The sequence below is a fragment of the Pseudarthrobacter sp. efr-133-R2A-89 genome (genome assembly GCF_030209315.1).
Taxonomy (GTDB): Bacteria; Actinomycetota; Actinomycetes; order Actinomycetales; family Micrococcaceae; genus Arthrobacter.
On the sequence record NZ_JARVSE010000005.1, the window covers coordinates 1 to 18,738 of the forward strand.

Below are 18,738 nucleotides of genomic sequence, written 5' to 3' on the forward strand. Positions count from 1 at the left end.
GCCTCGGAGGCAAACCACCCATCAGCAGGTGCAACCAACCTACTGACTGAGTACAACTAGGGCGCTACCTGCATCATTTTGGACCGGTTCCGGTCTTACGGCTCCCGGTCGATCCTCGCATTCCTCGCCGTTATGAAGGCGTTTTTCTTCGCCAAATACCCGAGGTACTCTTTCCCGGTCCGAGGGACGGCAGAGTGGGTGCTGAAGTCAGCAGTGGACGGGTGGAAGAAGCATATTGTGCCGTTCTTTTTTACGAGGTCCTGCAGCAGGAAGAACTCGACATACCCGTCGAAATCCTGGAACAGGGCGAAGAACTTCTCGTACCTGAGCAGGGGTTTCGCCAGAGGGTTAGGCCGCCCAAGATAGTGGAGCCGAATGCACTCCAGCGTCAGGTCGAAGCAATCGGCGATGCGGGGATGGCAGCCGCGTGCGCCGTTAATTGTCATCTGGTTGTTGATCTTGTTTCCTGGAAAGACGATCGTGCTCCCGGCCGTGTAGCCAAGGTAGACCGGGATGTCGCCTTCATGGACTTCGCGAATTGCCCGCCACGCCTTTCCAAGGAGCCTGGTGGTGATGGCATCGCTAGAAACATGGAAGGTTCCCAGCGAGGACCTATGCGCTAGATGGGATCTGCCTTCATATGTTAAGTCGAAGCGTCCTCCGATAGGCAGCTCCTTGCTCCACAAGAGCTGGTGGTGCCGGCGCAGCGTCGGGCTGTACTTGTCGGGATCCTTCCCGCCAGCATCGTCGTGGTAGTCGAAGGACGTATCGACGCCGGCGGTCATGCCGTTTTCCCATGGCGAGCCGCGGCAAGTTCGGCAAGGTCGCGGATGAGCCGCCACACTTCGTGCTCTCGGCCCGTGAGTGCCGGAGCCAGTTGAACTGGCCGTGGCTTTGCCGAGGGGCCCCGTGGCGGAGAAGGGACAGGCGCCGGCGAGGCTTCTGCTTCCTTTGCGGACAGGATGCTGCTCGTGCTCATACGTCCCCCAGACGTCGTCCTTGCCTGCCTTGAAATCACTGTAGGAACTCAGGAGGACGTGAGGGAAGGGGAATGCGGAATCCTCGGGAACTCTTGAGTCCACCTTGATCTTGATCGAACGTTGGTAGCGTGCGCCACGCATCAATGCATGGCATGGCCGAGTTAGGTGACGGGCATGTGCACGGTGTAGGCCTTGGCCCTGCGTTTTATGCCTCGGAGCATCTTCTGCATTTCTTTATCACGGGAGAGCACCCACAGCTCGTACTCATTTTGAAGGTCCAGCCAGTGCTGTGCAGTCGTGCCGAGAGCTGCGGCGAACTGTGCTGCCGATGTTCGGGTGATGCGCGTCTTGCCGTTGACCACGTCGCTGACAAACTGAACGGGTCGGCCGATTACCTCGGAAAACATCGCTTGGTTCCAATGAAACTTATCGATGTACCAGGCCAATTCTTCGCCTGGCCGCTCCGGTTCTCGCATGTTGGGTCTCCTTGTGCGGTGGTTGTTTCTCGGTCCCTACGGTGGGGGACCACTTGGTGTTGGTTGGAAAGAATGCGTCCTCCCTTGACCAAATGGGATGGAGGTCGAACCATTCGTCTGTCATACCGCTCGGCCTGCACTCTTCGCTAGCTGCCAGCCATGCGTCGGTGGCGCCTTCGATTCGGGCCGAAGATCGTACATCTTACTCAGAGGTGCGGTACTGCTTATCCGCCGGTCTCTGGCGTAGATTTCCACAGAGATCCGTTGGGCAACCAGATCAACGACTTTGGTCTACTGGTTGATGGCATCGACGTACGACTTCGGATTTACTTCTTTGGCCTGCGCGCCGCAGGAGCTGACACTCATCAGCGCAGCCACAGCCGCCAGTCCAGCGGCCACCTTCTTGTTGAGCGTGATTGCGCGCTTCCTCATACGACCTCCTACCCACACTGTAGGAAGTCATAGGAGGGTGCGGAATGCCTCCCTCTCTTTCTTGGCACGATCTTGAGCTTCCGTTTTGAGGCCGGGCATCGAGACGGCCGTCGCACATAAGATGGCCGGGTGACTGACGAACCCACCAACCACCGCTTTATGACACCCACCCAGGTAGCCGAAGAGCTGAACGTGAAACCCAACCAGGTTCATGCGCTGATCAAGGCAGGCGAGCTGCGGGCTTTCCAGGTCGGTGGTCGCGGTATGTGGCGCATCGGCCGCCAGGACGTCGAGGACTACATTGCCGAGGCGTACCGGCGCACCGCCGAACGGATCGCCGCCGGCGAGCTCGAGGATGCCGGGCCGGAAGACGTAGAGGGTGACTGAACCGCTTTCCGCCCAGCCCAGGCCCCTCTCAGTCGGGGTCATTGTTGGCGGGTTTACTCCCGAGAGCAAGATCTGGCGTGAGGCGCTCATGCGGCTGTCGCGGAGCGTTTCAGGTCTGCGAGATCAACTCGATTCAGAATTGAACCTGAATGTTGAGTTCCACGTGCCCGGGCACCTCCTGGCACCCGATTTTCAAGGTGTTCGCACCGGAGCGTTTCGCAAAGCCGACCGCCTCCTGAAGGTTCAGGTAGCCCTCCCGGTCAACCCGCCGGAGAACCCGTATGCGTATGGAGTGCAGGCTATTCGAGACTCGATTGATGAGGCCGAAGCCTGGTCCAAGCGTCGGCGGATCGAATTCGACCCCACGCCGTTTCGGTCCTTGCTTGCCCTCGTGGAGGCCAATGGCCAGGCAGGAGTGGACGATCAGGAGCAGCGCCCTGGCGCGGCGAGGCCCTAGTTTTCGGCAGTAATCCCCGCTAGGCTCCCCCTACTACATAAGGGGGAAATGTGGTTCACCTGAGAGCACTTCCGTATTGGGCCCGGATTGGATCCGCGCTCGGCATCATGATCGCGGCGTACTTCCTGGTATCGGCAGTCATCACCGCTGTCAGAGGTGTAGGCGTCACAGATGTTCTGTTCGACGTCCTCCTCGCTGCTGCATTCACGCTCCTGGCAGCCGCAATTATGGCCAAGGCGGGCCCGCAGAGTGCCACGAGCGTCCGCCGGTCAGGTCCACTCGACTACTAAACGTCCCTCCGGGTAGACGCCTGGCGGCTGGTGGCCCAGCTGCCGGCCCAGAGCAGCACCACGAGCAGCAGCGCCTGGCGTCACCCCGGCGGCCGCGAGCTGTTCGCGCCCCGCCGCGGCCGGCCTTCCCGCCATCCAGGGATGACCTTGTTGAGCTGGGCTTCCTTGGTGGCGCTCAGCTTCCCGGCCCGGTAGTCGATGCGCTGGGTGTGCAGCCACACCCCTAGGGTGCGTTCCTGCTGGTCGTCGGTCTTCTGGTGCCGGGGCCAGTCGTTCCCGGCGGCCAGCCACGCGGCCAGCTCGGTGAGGCGCCGCTCCCAGCGGGCCGCGTCGGCGTCCCGTTTCGTGGGCTGATCCCGCCAACCAGGGATGGCCTCCAGCGCGTGGGCGTGCGCGGGGGAGAGGGCCCCGGCGGCAGCCTCTTTGCGGCGGCGGGCCAGCCACCCGGCAAGCTTCGACTCCCGTGCGTCCCGGCCGGCGACCGGCAGCCGCCCCTCGGCCGCGTGGAAGGCCAGAAGCTCCTCCAGGGTGCGCTGGCCGGCGGCCGTCAGTCGCGGGGGAGGAGGCGGCAGTGCCTTCTGGTGTTCGGCGCGCAGGTCTGGGTCCTGCTTCACGGCCAGGGCCAGGTGGTACCGGACCACGGACCCTGCGACGCCCGCGCCGGCGGCAATCTTCGCGGCCGGTATGCCCTGCCGGTACATCAGCACCCATTCCGGATCCGGGGCCGGGCGCTTGGGGTGGGTCATGAGGCGTCTACCGGTGGGTGAGAGAGCAGTTCCCGAAGGTCATCACTGCCCCGCATGAGCTCTTCGCCGGCGTCCAACGTCAGCTTGCCGCGCAGTGACCAGGAACTGCTGGCTTCAAGATTTTGGAGCGTGAAGTGCAGTTCGACGTGGCTGCCCGTGTGGACCGCTTCCAGCAGCAGGTCGTGCTCTATCGACTCGTAGGTTCGGGTCCCGATCCAGCCGCGCCAGTTCTCGCCGAGGTCGGTGAAGAAGCCGGCCAAGTCAGCGAATCCGGACACGTACGAAGCGACCACCTCGCGACGCGCTGTGAGGCTCTCCAGTTCCACAGTTACGGTCATGCTGAGAACCTGGCCGCCGGGCTCCCGACGCAGATCCCCGAACGTGAGGCGCTGCGGCCGCCCTACTTCAACCTTGTCCATTGCCATCGTTCAGCTGCTGTCTTTCGGCTTCTTTTTTGGCAAGGAGCGCCTGAATGCGCAACTCCAGGCGGCTCGGCGGCCGCGGGGGCGCAGGAGGACCGAGCCTGGCCCGGTGCCAGTCCAGCGTCTCGATGTCGTGGGACTCCTTCAGCGCAACGATCAGGTCCGTACTGCCAAAAACTCTGGTGCCCATTAGGTCATAGTCGGTCCACACTACCCAGGCCCGGTCTTCAGGCCACCACAACTCCGGGCTGAACTCCTGGACCCCCGTGGCGAGCATGGAGGGCAGCATGGTCGCCAACTCGAATGTGAAAAAACGTGTTGCCTCGGCATTGACGAGGCTGGTGATGGGGGCAAACCTGCCGCCAAGCATACGGGTCGAGACGGTGTGAGCCGCGAGAATCGGTACGAGCGCCTCCAAGTCGGCCTTCCCCAGCGACCCCTCCGTCGGCCAGACCGAAGAGTCACGCTGCGCGCCTGGGTGCACGACGTGGCCGGCATCCCTGTCATTCAGCAGAGCCTCCCACCGGTAGCAGGGTGGAATCTCTAGACCGTCGCCCCCGGCAGGGCCGCGCACAGGCACAGCCTTGAGCGAGGCGGTCTCAGCCCAGGTGATCCGCTGCCACCCAGCGGGAGCATGCGCGCCAAAACCGAAACCTGGCATCGAATCCAGATCATCAGGTTTTGGCTCCGCGGGCTCATTGGCCGGCCGGAAAAACTGGGCGTGAAGGATCCAAGCACTGTTCGTGAATCCATTGGGGAGGGTGTCGCCCACTGGATCCTTCAGGAAGCCGTCACCCATCCACGCCAGCTCCGGGCCGGCCAGCCCGTCCCAAGCCCACCCTTCGGGCAGTGCCCGCAGATCTTCTGATTCCCCCATGGAATGAGCCTACCGGCGCGCGGCTTGGTGGCGACTATATGGGCTTCACTCCGGAGGACGGCGTCCGGGCAGCCAAAGATGAGACCACTTCCGATGGATGTGCGTCGTACCCCGTAGCGCGCGGGCCTGACCAGTTCAAGCCGACCAGTAAGCCATCAGCTGCCAAACCCGGAAGCCACCTTGATTGCCACTCCTTCATGGAGATCTTTACGAGCTCTAAGCCTTGGTAATCGGCAACTCCGGACTGAATGACCTCGGCGCGGCTGGCCAGCGACCAGAAGGGCATGCTCCTTTTGCCATCTGCATTCAGGGGTGCGGGGAATCCGGTGCTGTCCCGCAGGGCCCAGACTTCTCCGGTTAGGAGCGACTCGTCGTAGAAGGCCGAAGCATGCGCCGCGCTGGTGCTCACCAGAACATAGTGTCAGATCTTGGCTCCCTCAAGCTGGCCAAGACGCGAAGAAGGTGCGCCCCGTTCGCTGAGCGCACCCTCTTCGATCCCTGTACCCCGGATCCCCATCCGTCTACAGCCATTGTAAGCAGGCTGATAGTTAGGGCGTCAAGCTATTGCGTATTCGTAGCTCAAAACGTTCTACGCCGCCGGCTGTGAGGGTGGGGGAGAGGAGCTCAGCGCCGAATACGACCGCGGGGGCCCACCTGGCTGCGCTCGAGGACCCGGTGGAACGCGCGGTCGCCTATTTCTGCCTCGGAACCCGCCGGCAGTTCTACTTTGACGGCAACAAGCGCACCTCACGGCTGATGATGAACGGCATCCTCATGAGCTCCGGCCACGACGCCATCTCCATTCCCTTCGCCCGCCGGCTCGAATTCAACCAGGGCCTCTTCGCCCTCTACGCCGACGGCGACGCCACCACGCTCATGCAGTTCATCATCGACTGCCGGCCCGAGGGGGAGGGGTTAGCCCTCCAGTTTGGCGAGCCGTTCGGCGATGCGGCTGCCGTCCCGCCGGTCGGCCGGGCACGCCGCCAGCCAGCGCTTCAGCACGTCGATCTCATCCTCTTTCTGGCCCAGCTTCCGGTGGACGATGGCCGCCTGCTCCGTGTACCAGGGTGCGGGCTCCCGGCCGTCCCTGCTGCGTTCGGCGGCCTCGATTGCCTTGTAGCAAAGGGCCAGGGCCTCGTTGAGCCGGCCGTCGCGCTTCAGCTGCTTGATCGGTTCCACGAGCTCCAGGTAATGCACCCCGTCGACCATGCCGCGCCGGAACTGCTGGGACCGGGCACCGCCGCCCTGCAGAGCCTCCCGGACCATCTCGGTCTTCTGGGTGTGGGAGTCGTTGATCCGCTCCTTCGCCGTCAGGGCCGGCGGATTCTCCCGGGAGTAGGCCCACTCCGGCTCGCCCGCACCCATCCAGACATACGCCTTGGCCAGCAGCTTCTTCCCGGCCGCGACGTGCAGCTGGTACGGGACGGGGTGGCTGGCGCCGACCGGCAGAGGCAAGTCCTTCGCGGCGTAGGACGGCAGGCATCCTACCTTCTCGCCGTCCACCAGCACAGCGACGGCGTTCCGATCAACAGGGTTACCGGGATCCCGCTGCAGCTGGGCCTGGCCCTCGAAGTAGCCCCGCTCGCCCATCCCCTCCCGGTCCGCCAGGGCAGCGACAGCGTCGGCGGCGAACGTGGTCGTGCCGGCCACCTCAACACACGGGCTGTAGCCGATCGACAGAGTTATGGATGGCTGATTCTGCGATGCTTGTTCGGTGACCGGGCGAGGGGTGGCCGTCTTGCCGCCAATTGCTTCTCGAAGCCACGAACCAATCCCCACCAGATCCCCTTTGCCCGATGCGGGACACGCCCGCGGGCATGACTCTACCCGAGCATTGCCGTCATCGGTTGCAGTGGCAGGTCACTCTTCTCCGCAGTTGGGGCAAGCGCCCACCAGGGGCCGCTCCATGAAGCATGACCCACAGACGGCGCCTCGTCGGCCAACAGCACCGCGTCCGGGGGAGCCCGAGCCGTTCGACGTCTCGGCGCATGTCAGGCACGCAGGAAGAGTCCGCATCTGCTCCTCCGACGCCACATACGGTGCGGGACCAAGCAGCGAGCCGTCACCGTTGCGTTCGAAGTGCGAGCAATCCTCATGGTGCCTTCGTCGCGGAGGTGCACCTGTCGGCTGGCCATCAAGGTGAACCGGATCTTTGACCCAGATGAGACCCGGATACTCAACGTTCTCTTTCACGTCATCACCATAGTCCTCGCACTCCGGCACCTTGCCTGCGTGTCTACCCGCGTCGGTTATCCGGCTGCGGATCCGTAGGGGCGGCCCATTTCGTCGAGCGGCACGCCTCGTTCATCGACCAGGAAGTCCTCGATGATTTGGCCCGAGGCGGTATCGATGATGATGACCGAGTTGGCGGGCCACGTTGCGTCGGGGACCGGCGTGTAGTTCACATCCGAGATGAGGGTGCTGTTTTTGGCCCGGTTGAAGGCGTCCACGACCTGCCCCGTGCGGGTGTTGACCGTGACCGTCTCCTGGGGCAGGCCTGTGGTGTTTCCGCTGACGGGGGTTGAGTTCCACCACCCTTCGTAGCCGGCGATTGGCCGTTCATTCACGGGTGTCCGGGCCACTGGCGCGTCTTCCTGGGAATGAACCATTTGGAGGCCAAGGGCCGTTCCCGTCACCAGGATCGCTGCAGTTCCGGCAATACCAAAGAGCATCTTCATGTTTCCCCCATTTGTTAGGCGCGACAGCAGGGCGCGGCCGCGGTGGAGCGTGTCATGGAATCTGGCCGTCGCCGACGACCGGACGACCGCGTAAAGCAGCGACGACGTCGTAAAACCCATGGCTGGACCGTCCCTCAGGTCGGCCTGCCACTGTTCCTCCCGGATCTTCCTGAAGCGGGCCGGGGTTACGGCCAGGCACAGCGAGAGAAGCATGCCTGTGTACCTCATGCCCCGGACCACTGGCCTTCGAGGAGCGCGGGGGAAGGGCGGCCCGCGCTCGGGGAGGCCTTCGCCTTGTGGGTGGAGACGTAATCTCTGGCCAATGGGCGCGCCTCAGCCAGCAGCCGGTAGTAGCGCCGACGGGGACCCTTCCGTGTCTCGGCCGAATCCCATTCGCCCTGAACCCAGCCTGCGGCTTCCAGGCGGTCCAGGATCGGGTACACCGTCCCGGGCTTCTTGCCGACGTCCTTAACGATCTGCAGCCCCCAAACGCTTTCCGCAGACAACAAGGCTTCAAGGACCAATGCCGTAGCCGGAGTGACTCTCCCCAAACTCTCCATGAACCAAATCTAGCTATATAGATTTAGAAGTCAAGGCCATGCCGCGTCCGCGATATGCTCTGGCCATGAGTGTCGATGGCGGGTCTGCGCAGGACCATTTTCGGTCAATGGTCAAGGAGGAGCTGGCTCCGCAGCTGCGTCGTCTGGGGTTTCGGGGCAGCGGATCCAGGTTTGAACTGCCGTCGGACACGTATTGGCTACTGCTGGGGTTGCAGAAGTCGACATCGAGTACCGCGGATGAGGTGCGCTTCACGGTGAACCTGTCCGCGGTCGACCGCCAGGCGTGGGCTGCCAAATATCAGACAGACGCGTGGATTGGCGAGAAGCCAAGCGCAAACTTACGAGGTCCTCTCACCGCGTGGCAGCGTTTGGGAATTCTCGTCTCGGGTACCGATACATGGTTGTCTGTCCGGGCAAACGGCCCCACTGTGGAAGTTTTGGAGTCCGTTGTGGACGCCATCCGCGACCACGGTGTCCCATGGCTGCGTGCACAGGAGTCTTCGGCAAATGACCGCCGGTAACGCCCGGCTGCCTCGCTGGTTGCAGCGGTGGCTTCCGCCCGTTCGGACTGTCCCCATGGACGGATCTGCCGACAAGCTGCTTTTCACCCCGGAGGAACTGCCGGAAGGGTTCACCTATCCCCGCGGCCTGCTCCGGCTGGTAAAGATTCAGCTGTTCGAACTGGAACCCTGGTGGATCCTGACCGGAGATCATCTGCGCGCCCTGCAGGCCGGCCTCCGGGAGCGGTACGTGACGCGGCACCTGGTGCTGTTCGCCAAGCGTCAGGACAACGACGACTGCGTCTGCTTCGACCTGGACACCGGCAAGATTGCTCTCGTGCACGACTGGGCCTCGCCAGGGTGGGAAGTCAGGGGAGAATTCGAGGACTTCAACGCGTGGCTGCACTCGGCTATCGACGACCTGATCGAGTTCTGATTATCGGCACGGTCAGCATGACAGCTTCGCCGCCGGCGGGCATCGGATGCGACGAATCCGCACACATGGCAGCCATGACCGTCATTCCGTCCCTCGTATCCATCGTCCATAGCTTCAATGCGCTGCTGCCCGCCGAGCGTCGCGTCCTGACCCCGGAAGCCAGGGAGAACCTCCCAAAGGGCACCATTACCATCGACTCCGACGACTGCCACGCCGTCGCGGACGGTGACGGTGGCTTCCGCGACATCGGCCTGACTGGCACCTTCCCGGCCGCGTTCAGCGTCGTTCTTCCGGCCTACGTCATCGCCGGTCCGGGCCTGCCCACCCTGCTGCCCGGAGGTGGAGCCACTCTGTCGAGCCAGGATCTCGTGGACGGGCTGCGCTACGAGTTCTACGCAATCGACACCGCGGGCAACCTGCTCCGGTGGACCGCCCTGGACGACTTGTACGAGCGTTTCGCCTGGGAGGCTACCGGTCAGGAAGGGGAGGCGTCGCCCGTCTTCCCGATCACCGCCTGGCAGTAGGCATCGGGCGCGTCCCGGATCGTCTCACAAACTCTAGCTTGATAAGACCTGACCCGAACCCCTGGAATACGGGCTTCTAGGGGTCAAAAGTGTCTCACCAAACCTGTCTCACCGCAGAGTCTCACAAAGTCTCGAGGCTTGATGACACACCCCCGCACTAGCATGTGCGCATGGGACTGCTACTGGGATATGTGAGGGTATCGACCACCGACCAGCACGGCGCTGCGCAGCGGGACGCGCTGCTCGAAGCCGGCGTCGAGGAGAAGTACATCTACTTCGACCAGCTCTCCGGGGCGAAGGCCGCCAAGGAACGGCCGGGCCTGTCCGCGCTGCTGGCGTTCGCCCGCGAGGGCGACACCGTGCTGGTGTACCGGATCGACCGGCTGGGCCGGTCCCTGATCGACGTCCTCAACACGGTTGCGGAGATGCAGGAGCGGGGCATCGGCCTGAAGTCCCTGGTCGACGGAATCGATCCTTCGACGGCCTCCGGTCGGCTCCAGCTCGGATTGTTCGCCACCCTGGCCGAGTACGAGCGGGAGCTTATCAACGAGCGGGTGCGCGCCGGCGTCATGGCGGCCAAGGCCCGGGGAGTGAAGTTTGGCCAGCAGCCCGTCGACGAAACCACCATCGAGGACAAGATCGAGACAGCCCGGCAGCTGCTCGCTGAAGGCAAGACTGCCACCCGGGTCGCCAAGACCGTTGGCTGGTCCAGGGCCACCCTGTACCGGTACCTGAAGATGTACGGCCACGAGGCGCCGGCGGAGGACGAAACCCAGCTGGCCGTCGGCCCGGGCAGGTCCCGGTACTCGACCAAGAAGACGGTCCCGGCCCGGCGGTAGTGCCTGCTCTCCCGGCACCGCGGCGGCCGGCCCTACCGGCAACTGTGCCCAACAGTTAGTGTTGGGGGATGGAGAAGCGTAAGGCCGGTGAGCAGACGGTCGTCGTGAAGGCTGACGGCAAGGAGGCCCGGGTCGTCGTCCGGAACGGTGTAGTCCTGCTGCCCAAGGGGTTCAAGCCTGTGGGCCGGCGGGCCCGGCAGCGGGCCAAGACAGTTGCCAGTCCGGCCGCGGTCAACCTTGCCGGGCTGAAGGATGCGCCTGACTATGGGCCGCGGGCCGTCACCAGCCGTCTCGTCAACGCCCTGGGAAACAATGCTGTGGCAGCCCTGCTCGGTGTTAATAAGGACAGGCCGGGCCGGTGGGTGTCCGGCAAGGATTCGCCGAATGAGGAAAACCGTGCCCAGCTGGCAGATCTGGATGCCTTGGTCGGCCACCTGCACAGCGCGTTCACCCCTGCCCAGGCCAGGCTGTGGCTGGAGGGCCAGGATCCGCACCTGGGGGCACGGCCCATCGACGTGTACCGGCTCGAAGGGGCAGCTCCGGTCCTGGAGGCCATCCGCGCCTTCGAGCAGGGAGCGTTCGCGTAAGTGGATTTCTGGCGCGTACTGAACTGGCACCCCTCCGCCCCCGATCCGTCCGCCAACGGCCACCCGCTCTACATCTGGCCGCGCCAGGGGGCGGGCCGGGTCGATGACCCCGACCGTGAGTACAAGGTGCTGTACGTCGGTGACAGTCCGGAGGGTGCGGTCGCCGAGGCCTTCGGCAGGTACCTGACCTGGACCCCCGACATCCTGGCCCCGCCGCCCGGCACCCCGTACGGGACCCGGAAAGCGCTGGTGCGGTACACCGGGGACCCCGCCGTCCTGGACCTCGATGACCCGCAGGTGCTTCTGGACTGGTCGCTGCGCCCCAGCAGTGTCGTCTCCCGCGACCGGGACTCCACCCAGCAGTGGGCCAGGGCCATCTACGACAAGGGTTCCTTCGAGGGCCTGTCGTGGTGGTCCTTCTACGAACCGCGCTGGGCCAGCATCGGGCTCTGGGACGTGAAGGGCCTGCAGGTCGCCGGCGACCCCGAACCGCTCACGATGGACCACGACGCCATCCAGGAAGCGGCGGCCATCATCCGCAAGGTAATCCGCTGAGGCTGGCCCTGGACCGCGAACCACTGATCCCTATGGCCGCGGTCAGCGCGAGGTCCGCTCGTCGATGATCCGGTCCACCTCTTCGTCGTCCGGGCAGGCCTGCTGGTCGTACGGGCAGATGGGAACCCCAGGTTCACCGCCGAGGCTCCGGATCACTTCAATGCACATGGTGCACAGGACCTTGGCTTCCTTCACGATCGGCATGTCCGGTTCCTCGTGACCGCAGGCGGCCTTGCGCCAGTCCAGGTCCCGGCAGCACACGAAGTGCGCCAGCTCGTCCGGATCCTCGCCCATTCGGTACTTCACCTCCCAGGCCGGCACGCGGACCAGCTCCATCGAGCCGCCGTCCTCCAGTGTTCCTGCCTGCTCGGTGTGCGTGTCGGTCATGGCTCCCCCAAAAGTTGTGTGCAAGTAGGATATGCCCGACTACCGGACATGGAATGGGCGCCGGCACCGGCGAGGGCCGACAATGCAGGTGCCGGTGCCGGACATTGCTTACGCCGGCTGAGGTGTCTTTCGGGCGGATGAGTACGGGCTCTTTAGGTTCGCCGGGATGACGACGCCCACCTTTAGCAGCGCCTTCACAATTTGGTCGGCGAGGTGAATCAGATCCGGTGCGTTCGGGTCCGCATCGTGGTCGACGCAGACGTGCTGGCTTTCGAACCCTGCGTACAGCGCCTCCAAGACGTGGTCCTTCTCGGCAGCGAGATCGAGTCCGTGCTGATTTGTGTCGGGACTGCCCCGACTTTGGTTGACTCGGGGTCTTGGGCCACTGTGAGCGCGGTCCGGTTGATTATTTCATATTCTATGGGCGTGAGTTTTCCCAGGCGTATTTGCCGGCGCTGGCGGTGGTAAGTCCGCTCGATCCAGGATCGCTAGGGCGATTATTCCGTAGCTGAAATATTACTCGGCAGTTTCACTGGCTGAAGTTCGATCAAGATAGTCAATCCAGCCCGGACCCCCATTAGCCCGAAGCCATTCTCTTACATCATGAATGATCGGTTCCTGTTGGAGCTTGGACATGAGCTTGCCGCGACGGCCTAGACCATGCTTGGCCGCATAGGAAAGATAGAGGTTAAGAGTTTGATGGAGCGTCTCTGAAAAATTCTGAACGTCGCTTTTGGTCACCGGCAAAATGAGATGCTCGCCGTGCACGGCGGCTGACCGTAACTCAGAGTATATGAGCAGTGTCTTCTCGGGAGGCTGAAAAGTTCCCGTCTGCGCTGCATGCAGGGCGGCCTGAAGAAAGGCTAACTTATGTCCCTTCGCCCCTTCGGACTTGTCTCCCAACAAAGACTCCAGCGCGAATACGAGGTAGAGCATGGCGGCGGTGGCGTCTCCGGTAAGTGAAGCGCGTTCCATCCACCGCAGGGCGGTTTCGGCTTTCTTCTCAATATCGGTAAACGGTTTTTCAGGCAGGGCGGCCAGCGCTTGGGTCTCTGCCGCTTTGGCCAACCACGAGTTCAGCTCGGTAACATGTGCAGCGTCGTCACGGATACTCCAACCCCTGGAGCCGTCATCAAAGGTGTATGAGGTTCCTAACCTGAAGCGGCGTTGCCCTTCCAGAAACCCCATACCACCAATTGCGATACGCAGCTTTCTTAGGGCTTGAGATGCCGAAGCCCGTGCGACCTCTACCATGTCCTCATAAGTGTCCCCACTGACCTGTATGGCCGCGACCGAATGAACGGGCTTATCGAACCGGTCAAGCTGATCCTTATAGGGAATCCGCTCATCGTCGGGCGGCAGAAATGTGACCCCTAGGACCAACATCTCTGAGCTAAGGCTGAGGAATTGAATGGGGATGTAGCAGGTTGCATTCACATACACAACTGTAAGGAATTCGGGAGCGTGGGTGGGGCTGGGCCTGTCGCACAACACAGCCGAGGGCTCCTGTAGATGCCAGAAAGGCTCAGGCGTGCCACTAACACTCGTCAATTTTGTGTTGAGAGCGCAGAACCCGGGCTTGGCACCTGAGAAAGCGCGTGGAAACGCTCACGCCTGCCTGAAACTCCAATGGGGACAGGCGGGAGCTACGACTGCTTCGCCTAAAGGTGGGTGTGCCTGTCGCAGCGCTAAAGGGCACCTAGGCGGGCATCGCCTCAATAGTGTCTCGGGCAACCACAGTGTCGTAAAGGCCGTACCTGGTTAGGCCCTCATGGCTGTCGAGTCCTGCGTAGGACAGGGAAGCATCTTCGTACCGCCGAAATGCGAAGACTGCCTGATTCATGTGTTCGGTGTTGAACACTTTCAGACTTACAAGCAGGTGGAAGTCCTCTACAGAAAGCCCTGTGACTGTCTTGAAAAGGTCAGGTTCCAACTTCGTGATTACGTCTTGGAGTGTGTTCTCGCGGAAGTCCGTGAGGTACATAAAGGCTGGAATACGGGTTGCAAACTTGATCAGCTTCTCTTGGATCTGCTTGCGCTTGGACTTGTATTCCTTTTCTTCAGCCGTGAGTTCCGACTTTTCCTTGGGTGATAGGTTCTCACCCTTGGACTTCTTGGTGTCCTTGACCTTCTCGCTCTTATTGATAACGGTTTCGAGAACGTTGTCTCCTAGGGCTCGAAAGCCCTCAATATTCATGACCGCCTTCAGCGCGTCCTCGTTATTGAGGATGCGTCGCAGGGTGTCGTTATCGACGTTAACCAGGAGTGCTGATTCCCACTTGCGGGCAAGCAGTGTCGCGCTCGTCCCAGTCATGGCCATGTCGAGAATGCCACCAGCGTCAATCTGAACCATCCGTGCACCGTTATAGGCGAGTACTGGGAGGAACGACACGAGTTCCTCAACTGCCTTCTCGGGGTTATCGTTGGGGCTGAGACCAACCCCGTACTCGGACAACTGCCTCAAAGCGCGAGTTGGTGCGAAGTCGAACACGAAACAGACCGGTTTGTAGATCTCTTCTTGGTTTGGGTTGTCCCCGTTGGGGTTCTTTTGACTCCAGGGCGACTGGACACGGAAAGCGGCCTGAAAGTATGTCTCCGGTGACTTCAGATTACGAAGCATGAGGATTGACGACCATTGTGGAACAGTGACGCCCGTCGTGAGCTTGCCACAGGACAAAGTAATGGAGCCTGCCTCGTGCCCACTTGCAATGGCCTTCCGCACTGGCGGCAGCGCGTCCAGGCCGACGCCTGCGCTCGTGCCAGCAACTGTTAGCACCTTGTACTTGTGGAAGTAGCTGTTCTGCGTCTCGGCAAGGAGATTTGCCATGGCATGGCAAGCTGCCACATTCGGGAGGAACCAGAAGGAGTGCTCAAGATAGGGAAGCAGGCGAACGTCTGAGTACGGGAACGGCGGCCGATGGGAGCCCTGTTTGAGGTTGTCTACTTGCGTGGGGGTGTATGCCCCTCGGACGATGTCGAGCCACTTCTGGACGTCGTTTTTATGTTTGAACTCAGCATTCGCCCCACTGCCATTGGCGGCAAAGAAGGCGTTGAGGTCGAACTCATCGAACTCGCCCATGTTGGCGATGGCCAGAAGTTCGTCGGGCATCTGGTAGGTCATGAGGCGCATTTGGGGAAGTGCTGCGTATGGGTTCAGCTTGCCGGGATTGGCCCTGCCAAATGCCTCTTTCGCCCTCTGCTCGTCTGTATAGGTCCAGTTAAATATCTGTTCCTCAATGAACTCGCCAGTGGCGAGAGCTTTGAAGGGGGTGCCGGACAAGTACAGGTAGGCCCGCGTAGTAATAGGAAGGAATTCCGCTTCCGGCTCGTTCAACTCGTCCAGGTCTTCGTTGTACGCGTCCAGCTCGGGATTGTAGGCAAGCCGGGTTTCGGCCGTGATTTGCGAGTTGTCTTCGCCCTCGAAGAGTTCTTTAGCAGTCTCTCGCCAGGCACCGAAGTGATACTCATCGAAAATCACAAGGTCCCAGTTGATTTCATGGACCCACTGGTTCTTAGCCTTGATGTTGCCTGCTTTGTCGCGGCCCAACAGGTCTTGAAAAGATCCGAAGTAGACAAGCGGTTTGTCTTTTGCGACCGCCAGTGGATCGACACCAGACTGCTTGCTCATGTATTGCCAGCCGTCAAAGTCTGAATGGCTTTCAAGGTCAGTCTGCCACGCATCTTCCACGGCCGGCTTGAAAGTCACAACGAGAACTCGAGTTGCTCCCAAGCTTTTGGCCAGTTGGTAAGCCGTGAAGGTCTTGCCGAACCTCATCTTGGCATTCCAGAGAAAACGTGGAACGGCGTGCATATCCTCCTGCCAGACGGAGTGAAAGTAGTCACGGGTCCTTTTGACCGCTTGCGCCTGTTCTGCCCTCGGCATGAACGTTTCATGGTGCGTACCGGAGAGCTTTTTTCCAGTGCGGAGTTCGGTGATCGCCGTCTTGACGTCATCGATGGAGCAACGCATCCATTCGAGCTGGTAGTTTTCGAAGCCTTTGGCTACAAGTCGGGCCCGCACCTGATGATCCGTAAAGGCAGTGCCATCTTCCCGCTCAGCAGGTATGTCAAGAAGAATTTTCGGAGTGATGCCAGCAGTCTTGGTCTGTTCCTCAATCCGCTTCTTCACATCGCGGGTGGTTTGCCCCACCTTGATAAGTCCCAGGTGTGCAGGGCTGTCGATGCTGTATGCGTAGACCCGCAGTCTTGCATCTGGTTTTGGCGGCAGGAGCTCTTCGATGGACTTAGGCATCGTCAGCCTGGTTCAGATCCATCGGCCGAACTACCTTTTCGATGAAGGCAATTTCTTCCTTATCGAGGTCGTACTTCGCGTAAAGGTCTTCGTCGGTCCAGTTCTTCGTCCACTTTTGCGTGGGCACGAAAGTGTAGACCTTCCGTGTTGTGTCCTGAGAGGGTTTGTGCAGCAAGATCAGCAAGCGCGTCAGGCGACAGGAGAGATAGGACAGCGCACTTGATGCCTCAGCTTGCGTGTCGAAAGGACCGATAGCGAGATAAGTCTCGGATGAGATGCTTCCCGGCTCACCAAGAAATGGGGTGCTAATGATCTTGTGTGGATACGTATCCCGGTTGCCAGTTCCAGGGGCAGCGCGGCCCGTGAATATCTTCCACTTATCAATGAGATGCTCGTTGGCCTTAGCGGAATCACGAGGCGTGTATCCTATTCCGCCGTTCTGATAAATCAGCACATCCCCAGGCGCTTTAGTCGCTTTGCCCTTAAATGTTGTATCGAGCCCGAAAGGCTTTCGGGAGCTTACAATTCGGTCGAATCTTTGGCTTTCGGGCAGCTCAAGAGACTCTGTTTGCCCAGTCTCCACCGCAACAACCTTTTTGAGGATTGAAAGACCCTGGTTAAAGCGAATGAACACGTCGGCGCCCTTTTCGAGCAGCGGCCGTACCGCCGCGTTGACGGGCCAGTCCTTAAAGTGCGTCTGGACTCGGCAGTCGCCGGCGTTGTCACGGTCCCAAAGGAAGTAACACACCCCTCCTTTGAGTCCCACGCCTGGGAAGACGTCGGCTGCGCTTAGGAAGTCATCGATGCTCCGCAGGTGGGCATCACCAAGCATGGACTCACGAAACTCATCGAGGCCCTTACCGCCTGCGAACCAGCGGGATGGGATGACCATGGTGAGAAGGCGGGGGTTGAGCTTCTTTGCCTGCTCCACGAACTTGTCGTAGATGGGAGCAGCGCTTGTGCCAAAGCCGCCATCGTTGAGTTGGTAGGGCGGGTTCCCCACGATCACGTCGAACTGCATGTCTTCTCCGAATAGCTCTGCGATAAGCGCATTGATGTTGTCGTTGTGAATGAAGGCGTAGGCATGGGTTTCCAAGTCATCGCCACGGTCGAGTGTTTTCTGACTCGCGCCACAGTAGATGCACTTGCCATTGGTGAATTTCTTGATGCGATTGCCGGCATTGTCGGCTGTGTATACCCATTCCGTGCCGCCGGCCCATGTGTGTTCTATGCGCTCGAACCAGATGTTGCCCTGGTCCGTGCTGAAGGATTTGGCGATGGAGTGTGGTCCGTTTGCGAATTTGGAACAGTAGAGGCTTCGGCGCGCGAGGAGACTGGTCAGCTGCGTTACGCCAATGCCGAATACCTGCTTAGTCAGAATGTGGTCCACCCGTTCTTCAAGATCGGGAATCTCCTCCTCCAGTCCTTTGACCAAGCGGCTGGTAATCTCGCGCAAAAACACGCCCGACTTAGTAAATGGATCGAGGAACGTCACATCAGGTTTAGACCAGAGGTCTTCGCCAGGATGTGATTGCGTCCATGCCGAGGCCATGTCGTCGAGCATGCGGTTAGCGAATTCCGGGGGCGTGAAGACCTCATCGTTAGAGAGGTTGGCTATACAAGTCAGCACATCGGGATTGCGGCCCCGCAGCGAGAAACCCCTGTGGCTGGTCATAACGCCAATTGTCTAACGTTGGCGGCAGGATAAATCTTGGTCGGGGTAAACACCTCGTGATCGCCTAGGTCGGCAAAGAGTGTGTCTTCACCACCGAAAGCGCTCATCTGAGTGAGGGTGTCGAAGCGGAAGTCTCGACGCTGGAACTTACCCTTGCCCAGGTAGCCCCACTCGGGAAAACTGATCGCGGAGCCATCGCTGGCGAGCATCGTCACGGCGTCACCGTGGACGATGTTATGACGAAGCACGTACGCGGCAGCTCTATGAAGTTCATCTTCCTCGCTGAGCGCAAGGAAGTCGTCGAAAATCTCCAGCATTTTCGCCCGGCACTCGCTCACGTTGTCGGGCAGCAACTCGATACCGTAGATGCACATGAGGCCGTATAAGGCGTAATGGGCCCTCTCGAACGCAGACTGGCCGTACTTCAGCTCCACGGCCGCCAACTTTCGACGTAGTACTTGTACGACAAAGTTGCCGGACCCGCAGGCTGACTCAAGGAACCGTGAATCGATGCGTTCCGTTTCGTCCCTTACAAGTTCGAGCATGGCGTCAACCAGCCACGCCGGCGTAAACACTTCACCGTGATCGACCACGCGCTGCTTCGACCTCACAAGTTCACCCCTTGGGCCTCATTGACGCGGCGGTCCTCCCGGCAGTTGCAGGCGAAGGCAGGGGACC

Annotated in this window: 25 protein-coding genes; 9 read left to right on the top strand and 16 right to left on the bottom strand. The window is 61.1% G+C overall.

Annotated features, from left to right (window positions below; translation table 11 throughout):
- Window positions 1-95 precede the first annotated feature (95 nt).
- The 3 genes from QRM95_RS09165 to QRM95_RS09175 form a co-directional block, all read right to left on the bottom strand.
- A complete protein-coding gene (locus QRM95_RS09165; protein WP_285247479.1) occupies window positions 96-785 on the bottom strand; it encodes a DUF6994 family protein in 690 nt (229 codons plus the stop codon).
- 356 nt (window positions 786-1,141) lie between these two features.
- Complete coding sequence (locus QRM95_RS09170; RefSeq protein WP_285247480.1) at window positions 1,142-1,456, bottom strand: HigA family addiction module antitoxin; 315 nt, start codon at window positions 1,454-1,456, stop codon at window positions 1,142-1,144.
- A 291-nt stretch (window positions 1,457-1,747) separates the two neighbouring features.
- A complete protein-coding gene (locus QRM95_RS09175) occupies window positions 1,748-1,888 on the bottom strand; it encodes a hypothetical protein (protein ID WP_285247481.1) in 141 nt (46 codons plus the stop codon).
- Between the two features lie 129 nt (window positions 1,889-2,017).
- Here QRM95_RS09175 and QRM95_RS09180 point away from each other — a divergent pair, with 129 nt between their 5' ends.
- The 3 genes from QRM95_RS09180 to QRM95_RS09190 are packed head-to-tail and all read left to right on the top strand — an operon-like array spanning window position 2,018 to window position 3,022.
- On the top strand, window positions 2,018-2,275 hold the full coding sequence (locus tag QRM95_RS09180) for a helix-turn-helix domain-containing protein (RefSeq protein WP_350223882.1): 258 nt from the start codon (window positions 2,018-2,020) through the stop codon (window positions 2,273-2,275).
- The gene (locus QRM95_RS09185; protein ID WP_285247482.1) at window positions 2,268-2,732 is read left to right on the top strand and encodes a hypothetical protein; all 465 of its coding nucleotides are present in this window, start codon (window positions 2,268-2,270) and stop codon (window positions 2,730-2,732) included. The genes QRM95_RS09180 and QRM95_RS09185 overlap by 8 nt, the downstream gene beginning before the upstream one ends.
- A 50-nt stretch (window positions 2,733-2,782) precedes the next feature.
- On the top strand, window positions 2,783-3,022 hold the full coding sequence (locus QRM95_RS09190; RefSeq protein WP_285247483.1) for a hypothetical protein: 240 nt from the start codon (window positions 2,783-2,785) through the stop codon (window positions 3,020-3,022).
- An 80-nt stretch (window positions 3,023-3,102) separates the two neighbouring features.
- Here QRM95_RS09190 and QRM95_RS09195 read toward each other — a convergent pair whose 3' ends face one another.
- The 7 genes from QRM95_RS09195 to QRM95_RS09225 all read right to left on the bottom strand — a co-directional run bounded on the left by QRM95_RS09195 (window position 3,103) and on the right by QRM95_RS09225 (window position 8,305).
- Window positions 3,103-3,768 carry a helicase associated domain-containing protein gene (locus QRM95_RS09195; protein ID WP_285247484.1) on the bottom strand — a complete coding sequence of 222 codons (666 nt, stop codon included), beginning with the start codon at window positions 3,766-3,768 and terminating at the stop codon, window positions 3,103-3,105.
- A complete protein-coding gene (locus QRM95_RS09200; protein ID WP_350223883.1) occupies window positions 3,765-4,193 on the bottom strand; it encodes a DUF6228 family protein in 429 nt (142 codons plus the stop codon). Before QRM95_RS09200 ends, QRM95_RS09195 begins: the two co-directional genes overlap by 4 nt.
- Complete coding sequence (locus QRM95_RS09205) at window positions 4,174-5,067, bottom strand: hypothetical protein (RefSeq protein ID WP_285247485.1); 894 nt, start codon at window positions 5,065-5,067, stop codon at window positions 4,174-4,176. The genes QRM95_RS09200 and QRM95_RS09205 overlap by 20 nt, the downstream gene beginning before the upstream one ends.
- Before the next feature lie 34 nt (window positions 5,068-5,101).
- Window positions 5,102-5,476 (bottom strand): DUF2750 domain-containing protein, encoded by a 375-nt coding sequence (locus tag QRM95_RS09210; RefSeq protein WP_285247486.1) that lies wholly within the window; start codon window positions 5,474-5,476, stop codon window positions 5,102-5,104.
- A gap of 506 nt (window positions 5,477-5,982) precedes the next feature.
- On the bottom strand, window positions 5,983-6,717 hold the full coding sequence (locus QRM95_RS09215; protein ID WP_285247487.1) for a hypothetical protein: 735 nt from the start codon (window positions 6,715-6,717) through the stop codon (window positions 5,983-5,985).
- Between the two features lie 599 nt (window positions 6,718-7,316).
- Window positions 7,317-7,958, bottom strand: a complete 642-nt coding sequence (locus tag QRM95_RS09220) for a hypothetical protein (RefSeq protein ID WP_285247488.1) — start codon at window positions 7,956-7,958, stop codon at window positions 7,317-7,319.
- Window positions 7,959-7,969: 11 nt separating this feature from the next.
- The gene (locus QRM95_RS09225; protein WP_285247489.1) at window positions 7,970-8,305 is read right to left on the bottom strand and encodes a PadR family transcriptional regulator; all 336 of its coding nucleotides are present in this window, start codon (window positions 8,303-8,305) and stop codon (window positions 7,970-7,972) included.
- 65 nt (window positions 8,306-8,370) lie between these two features.
- Here QRM95_RS09225 and QRM95_RS09230 point away from each other — a divergent pair, with 65 nt between their 5' ends.
- The 6 genes from QRM95_RS09230 to QRM95_RS09255 all read left to right on the top strand — a co-directional run bounded on the left by QRM95_RS09230 (window position 8,371) and on the right by QRM95_RS09255 (window position 11,746).
- Entirely contained in the window at window positions 8,371-8,826 is a 456-nt protein-coding gene (locus tag QRM95_RS09230) for a DUF4304 domain-containing protein (RefSeq protein WP_285247490.1), read from the top strand.
- Between the two features lie 55 nt (window positions 8,827-8,881).
- A complete protein-coding gene (locus tag QRM95_RS09235) occupies window positions 8,882-9,241 on the top strand; it encodes a hypothetical protein (protein ID WP_285247491.1) in 360 nt (119 codons plus the stop codon).
- Between the two features lie 17 nt (window positions 9,242-9,258).
- Window positions 9,259-9,765 carry a hypothetical protein gene (locus QRM95_RS09240; protein WP_285247492.1) on the top strand — a complete coding sequence of 169 codons (507 nt, stop codon included), beginning with the start codon at window positions 9,259-9,261 and terminating at the stop codon, window positions 9,763-9,765.
- A gap of 170 nt (window positions 9,766-9,935) precedes the next feature.
- Window positions 9,936-10,604: a recombinase family protein gene (locus QRM95_RS09245; RefSeq protein WP_285247493.1), complete on the top strand. Its 669-nt coding sequence runs from the start codon at window positions 9,936-9,938 to the stop codon at window positions 10,602-10,604.
- A 68-nt stretch (window positions 10,605-10,672) separates the two neighbouring features.
- Window positions 10,673-11,191: a hypothetical protein gene (locus QRM95_RS09250; RefSeq protein WP_285247494.1), complete on the top strand. Its 519-nt coding sequence runs from the start codon at window positions 10,673-10,675 to the stop codon at window positions 11,189-11,191.
- Window positions 11,192-11,746: an RES family NAD+ phosphorylase gene (locus QRM95_RS09255; protein WP_285247495.1), complete on the top strand. Its 555-nt coding sequence runs from the start codon at window positions 11,192-11,194 to the stop codon at window positions 11,744-11,746. It begins immediately after the preceding gene.
- A gap of 42 nt (window positions 11,747-11,788) precedes the next feature.
- Here QRM95_RS09255 and QRM95_RS09260 read toward each other — a convergent pair whose 3' ends face one another.
- From QRM95_RS09260 to QRM95_RS09285, 6 genes are all read right to left on the bottom strand, one after another.
- Complete coding sequence (locus QRM95_RS09260; protein WP_285247496.1) at window positions 11,789-12,133, bottom strand: hypothetical protein; 345 nt, start codon at window positions 12,131-12,133, stop codon at window positions 11,789-11,791.
- A 108-nt stretch (window positions 12,134-12,241) separates the two neighbouring features.
- Window positions 12,242-12,430: a hypothetical protein gene (locus tag QRM95_RS09265; protein ID WP_285247497.1), complete on the bottom strand. Its 189-nt coding sequence runs from the start codon at window positions 12,428-12,430 to the stop codon at window positions 12,242-12,244.
- A 219-nt stretch (window positions 12,431-12,649) separates the two neighbouring features.
- On the bottom strand, window positions 12,650-13,570 hold the full coding sequence (locus QRM95_RS09270; protein WP_285247498.1) for a hypothetical protein: 921 nt from the start codon (window positions 13,568-13,570) through the stop codon (window positions 12,650-12,652).
- A gap of 262 nt (window positions 13,571-13,832) precedes the next feature.
- Complete coding sequence (locus QRM95_RS09275; protein WP_285247499.1) at window positions 13,833-16,385, bottom strand: DEAD/DEAH box helicase family protein; 2,553 nt, start codon at window positions 16,383-16,385, stop codon at window positions 13,833-13,835.
- The gene (locus QRM95_RS09280; RefSeq protein WP_285247500.1) at window positions 16,378-18,060 is read right to left on the bottom strand and encodes an Eco57I restriction-modification methylase domain-containing protein; all 1,683 of its coding nucleotides are present in this window, start codon (window positions 18,058-18,060) and stop codon (window positions 16,378-16,380) included. The genes QRM95_RS09275 and QRM95_RS09280 overlap by 8 nt, the downstream gene beginning before the upstream one ends.
- Complete coding sequence (locus QRM95_RS09285) at window positions 18,057-18,671, bottom strand: SAM-dependent DNA methyltransferase (protein ID WP_285247501.1); 615 nt, start codon at window positions 18,669-18,671, stop codon at window positions 18,057-18,059. The genes QRM95_RS09280 and QRM95_RS09285 overlap by 4 nt, the downstream gene beginning before the upstream one ends.
- Window positions 18,672-18,738: the final 67 nt, after the last annotated feature.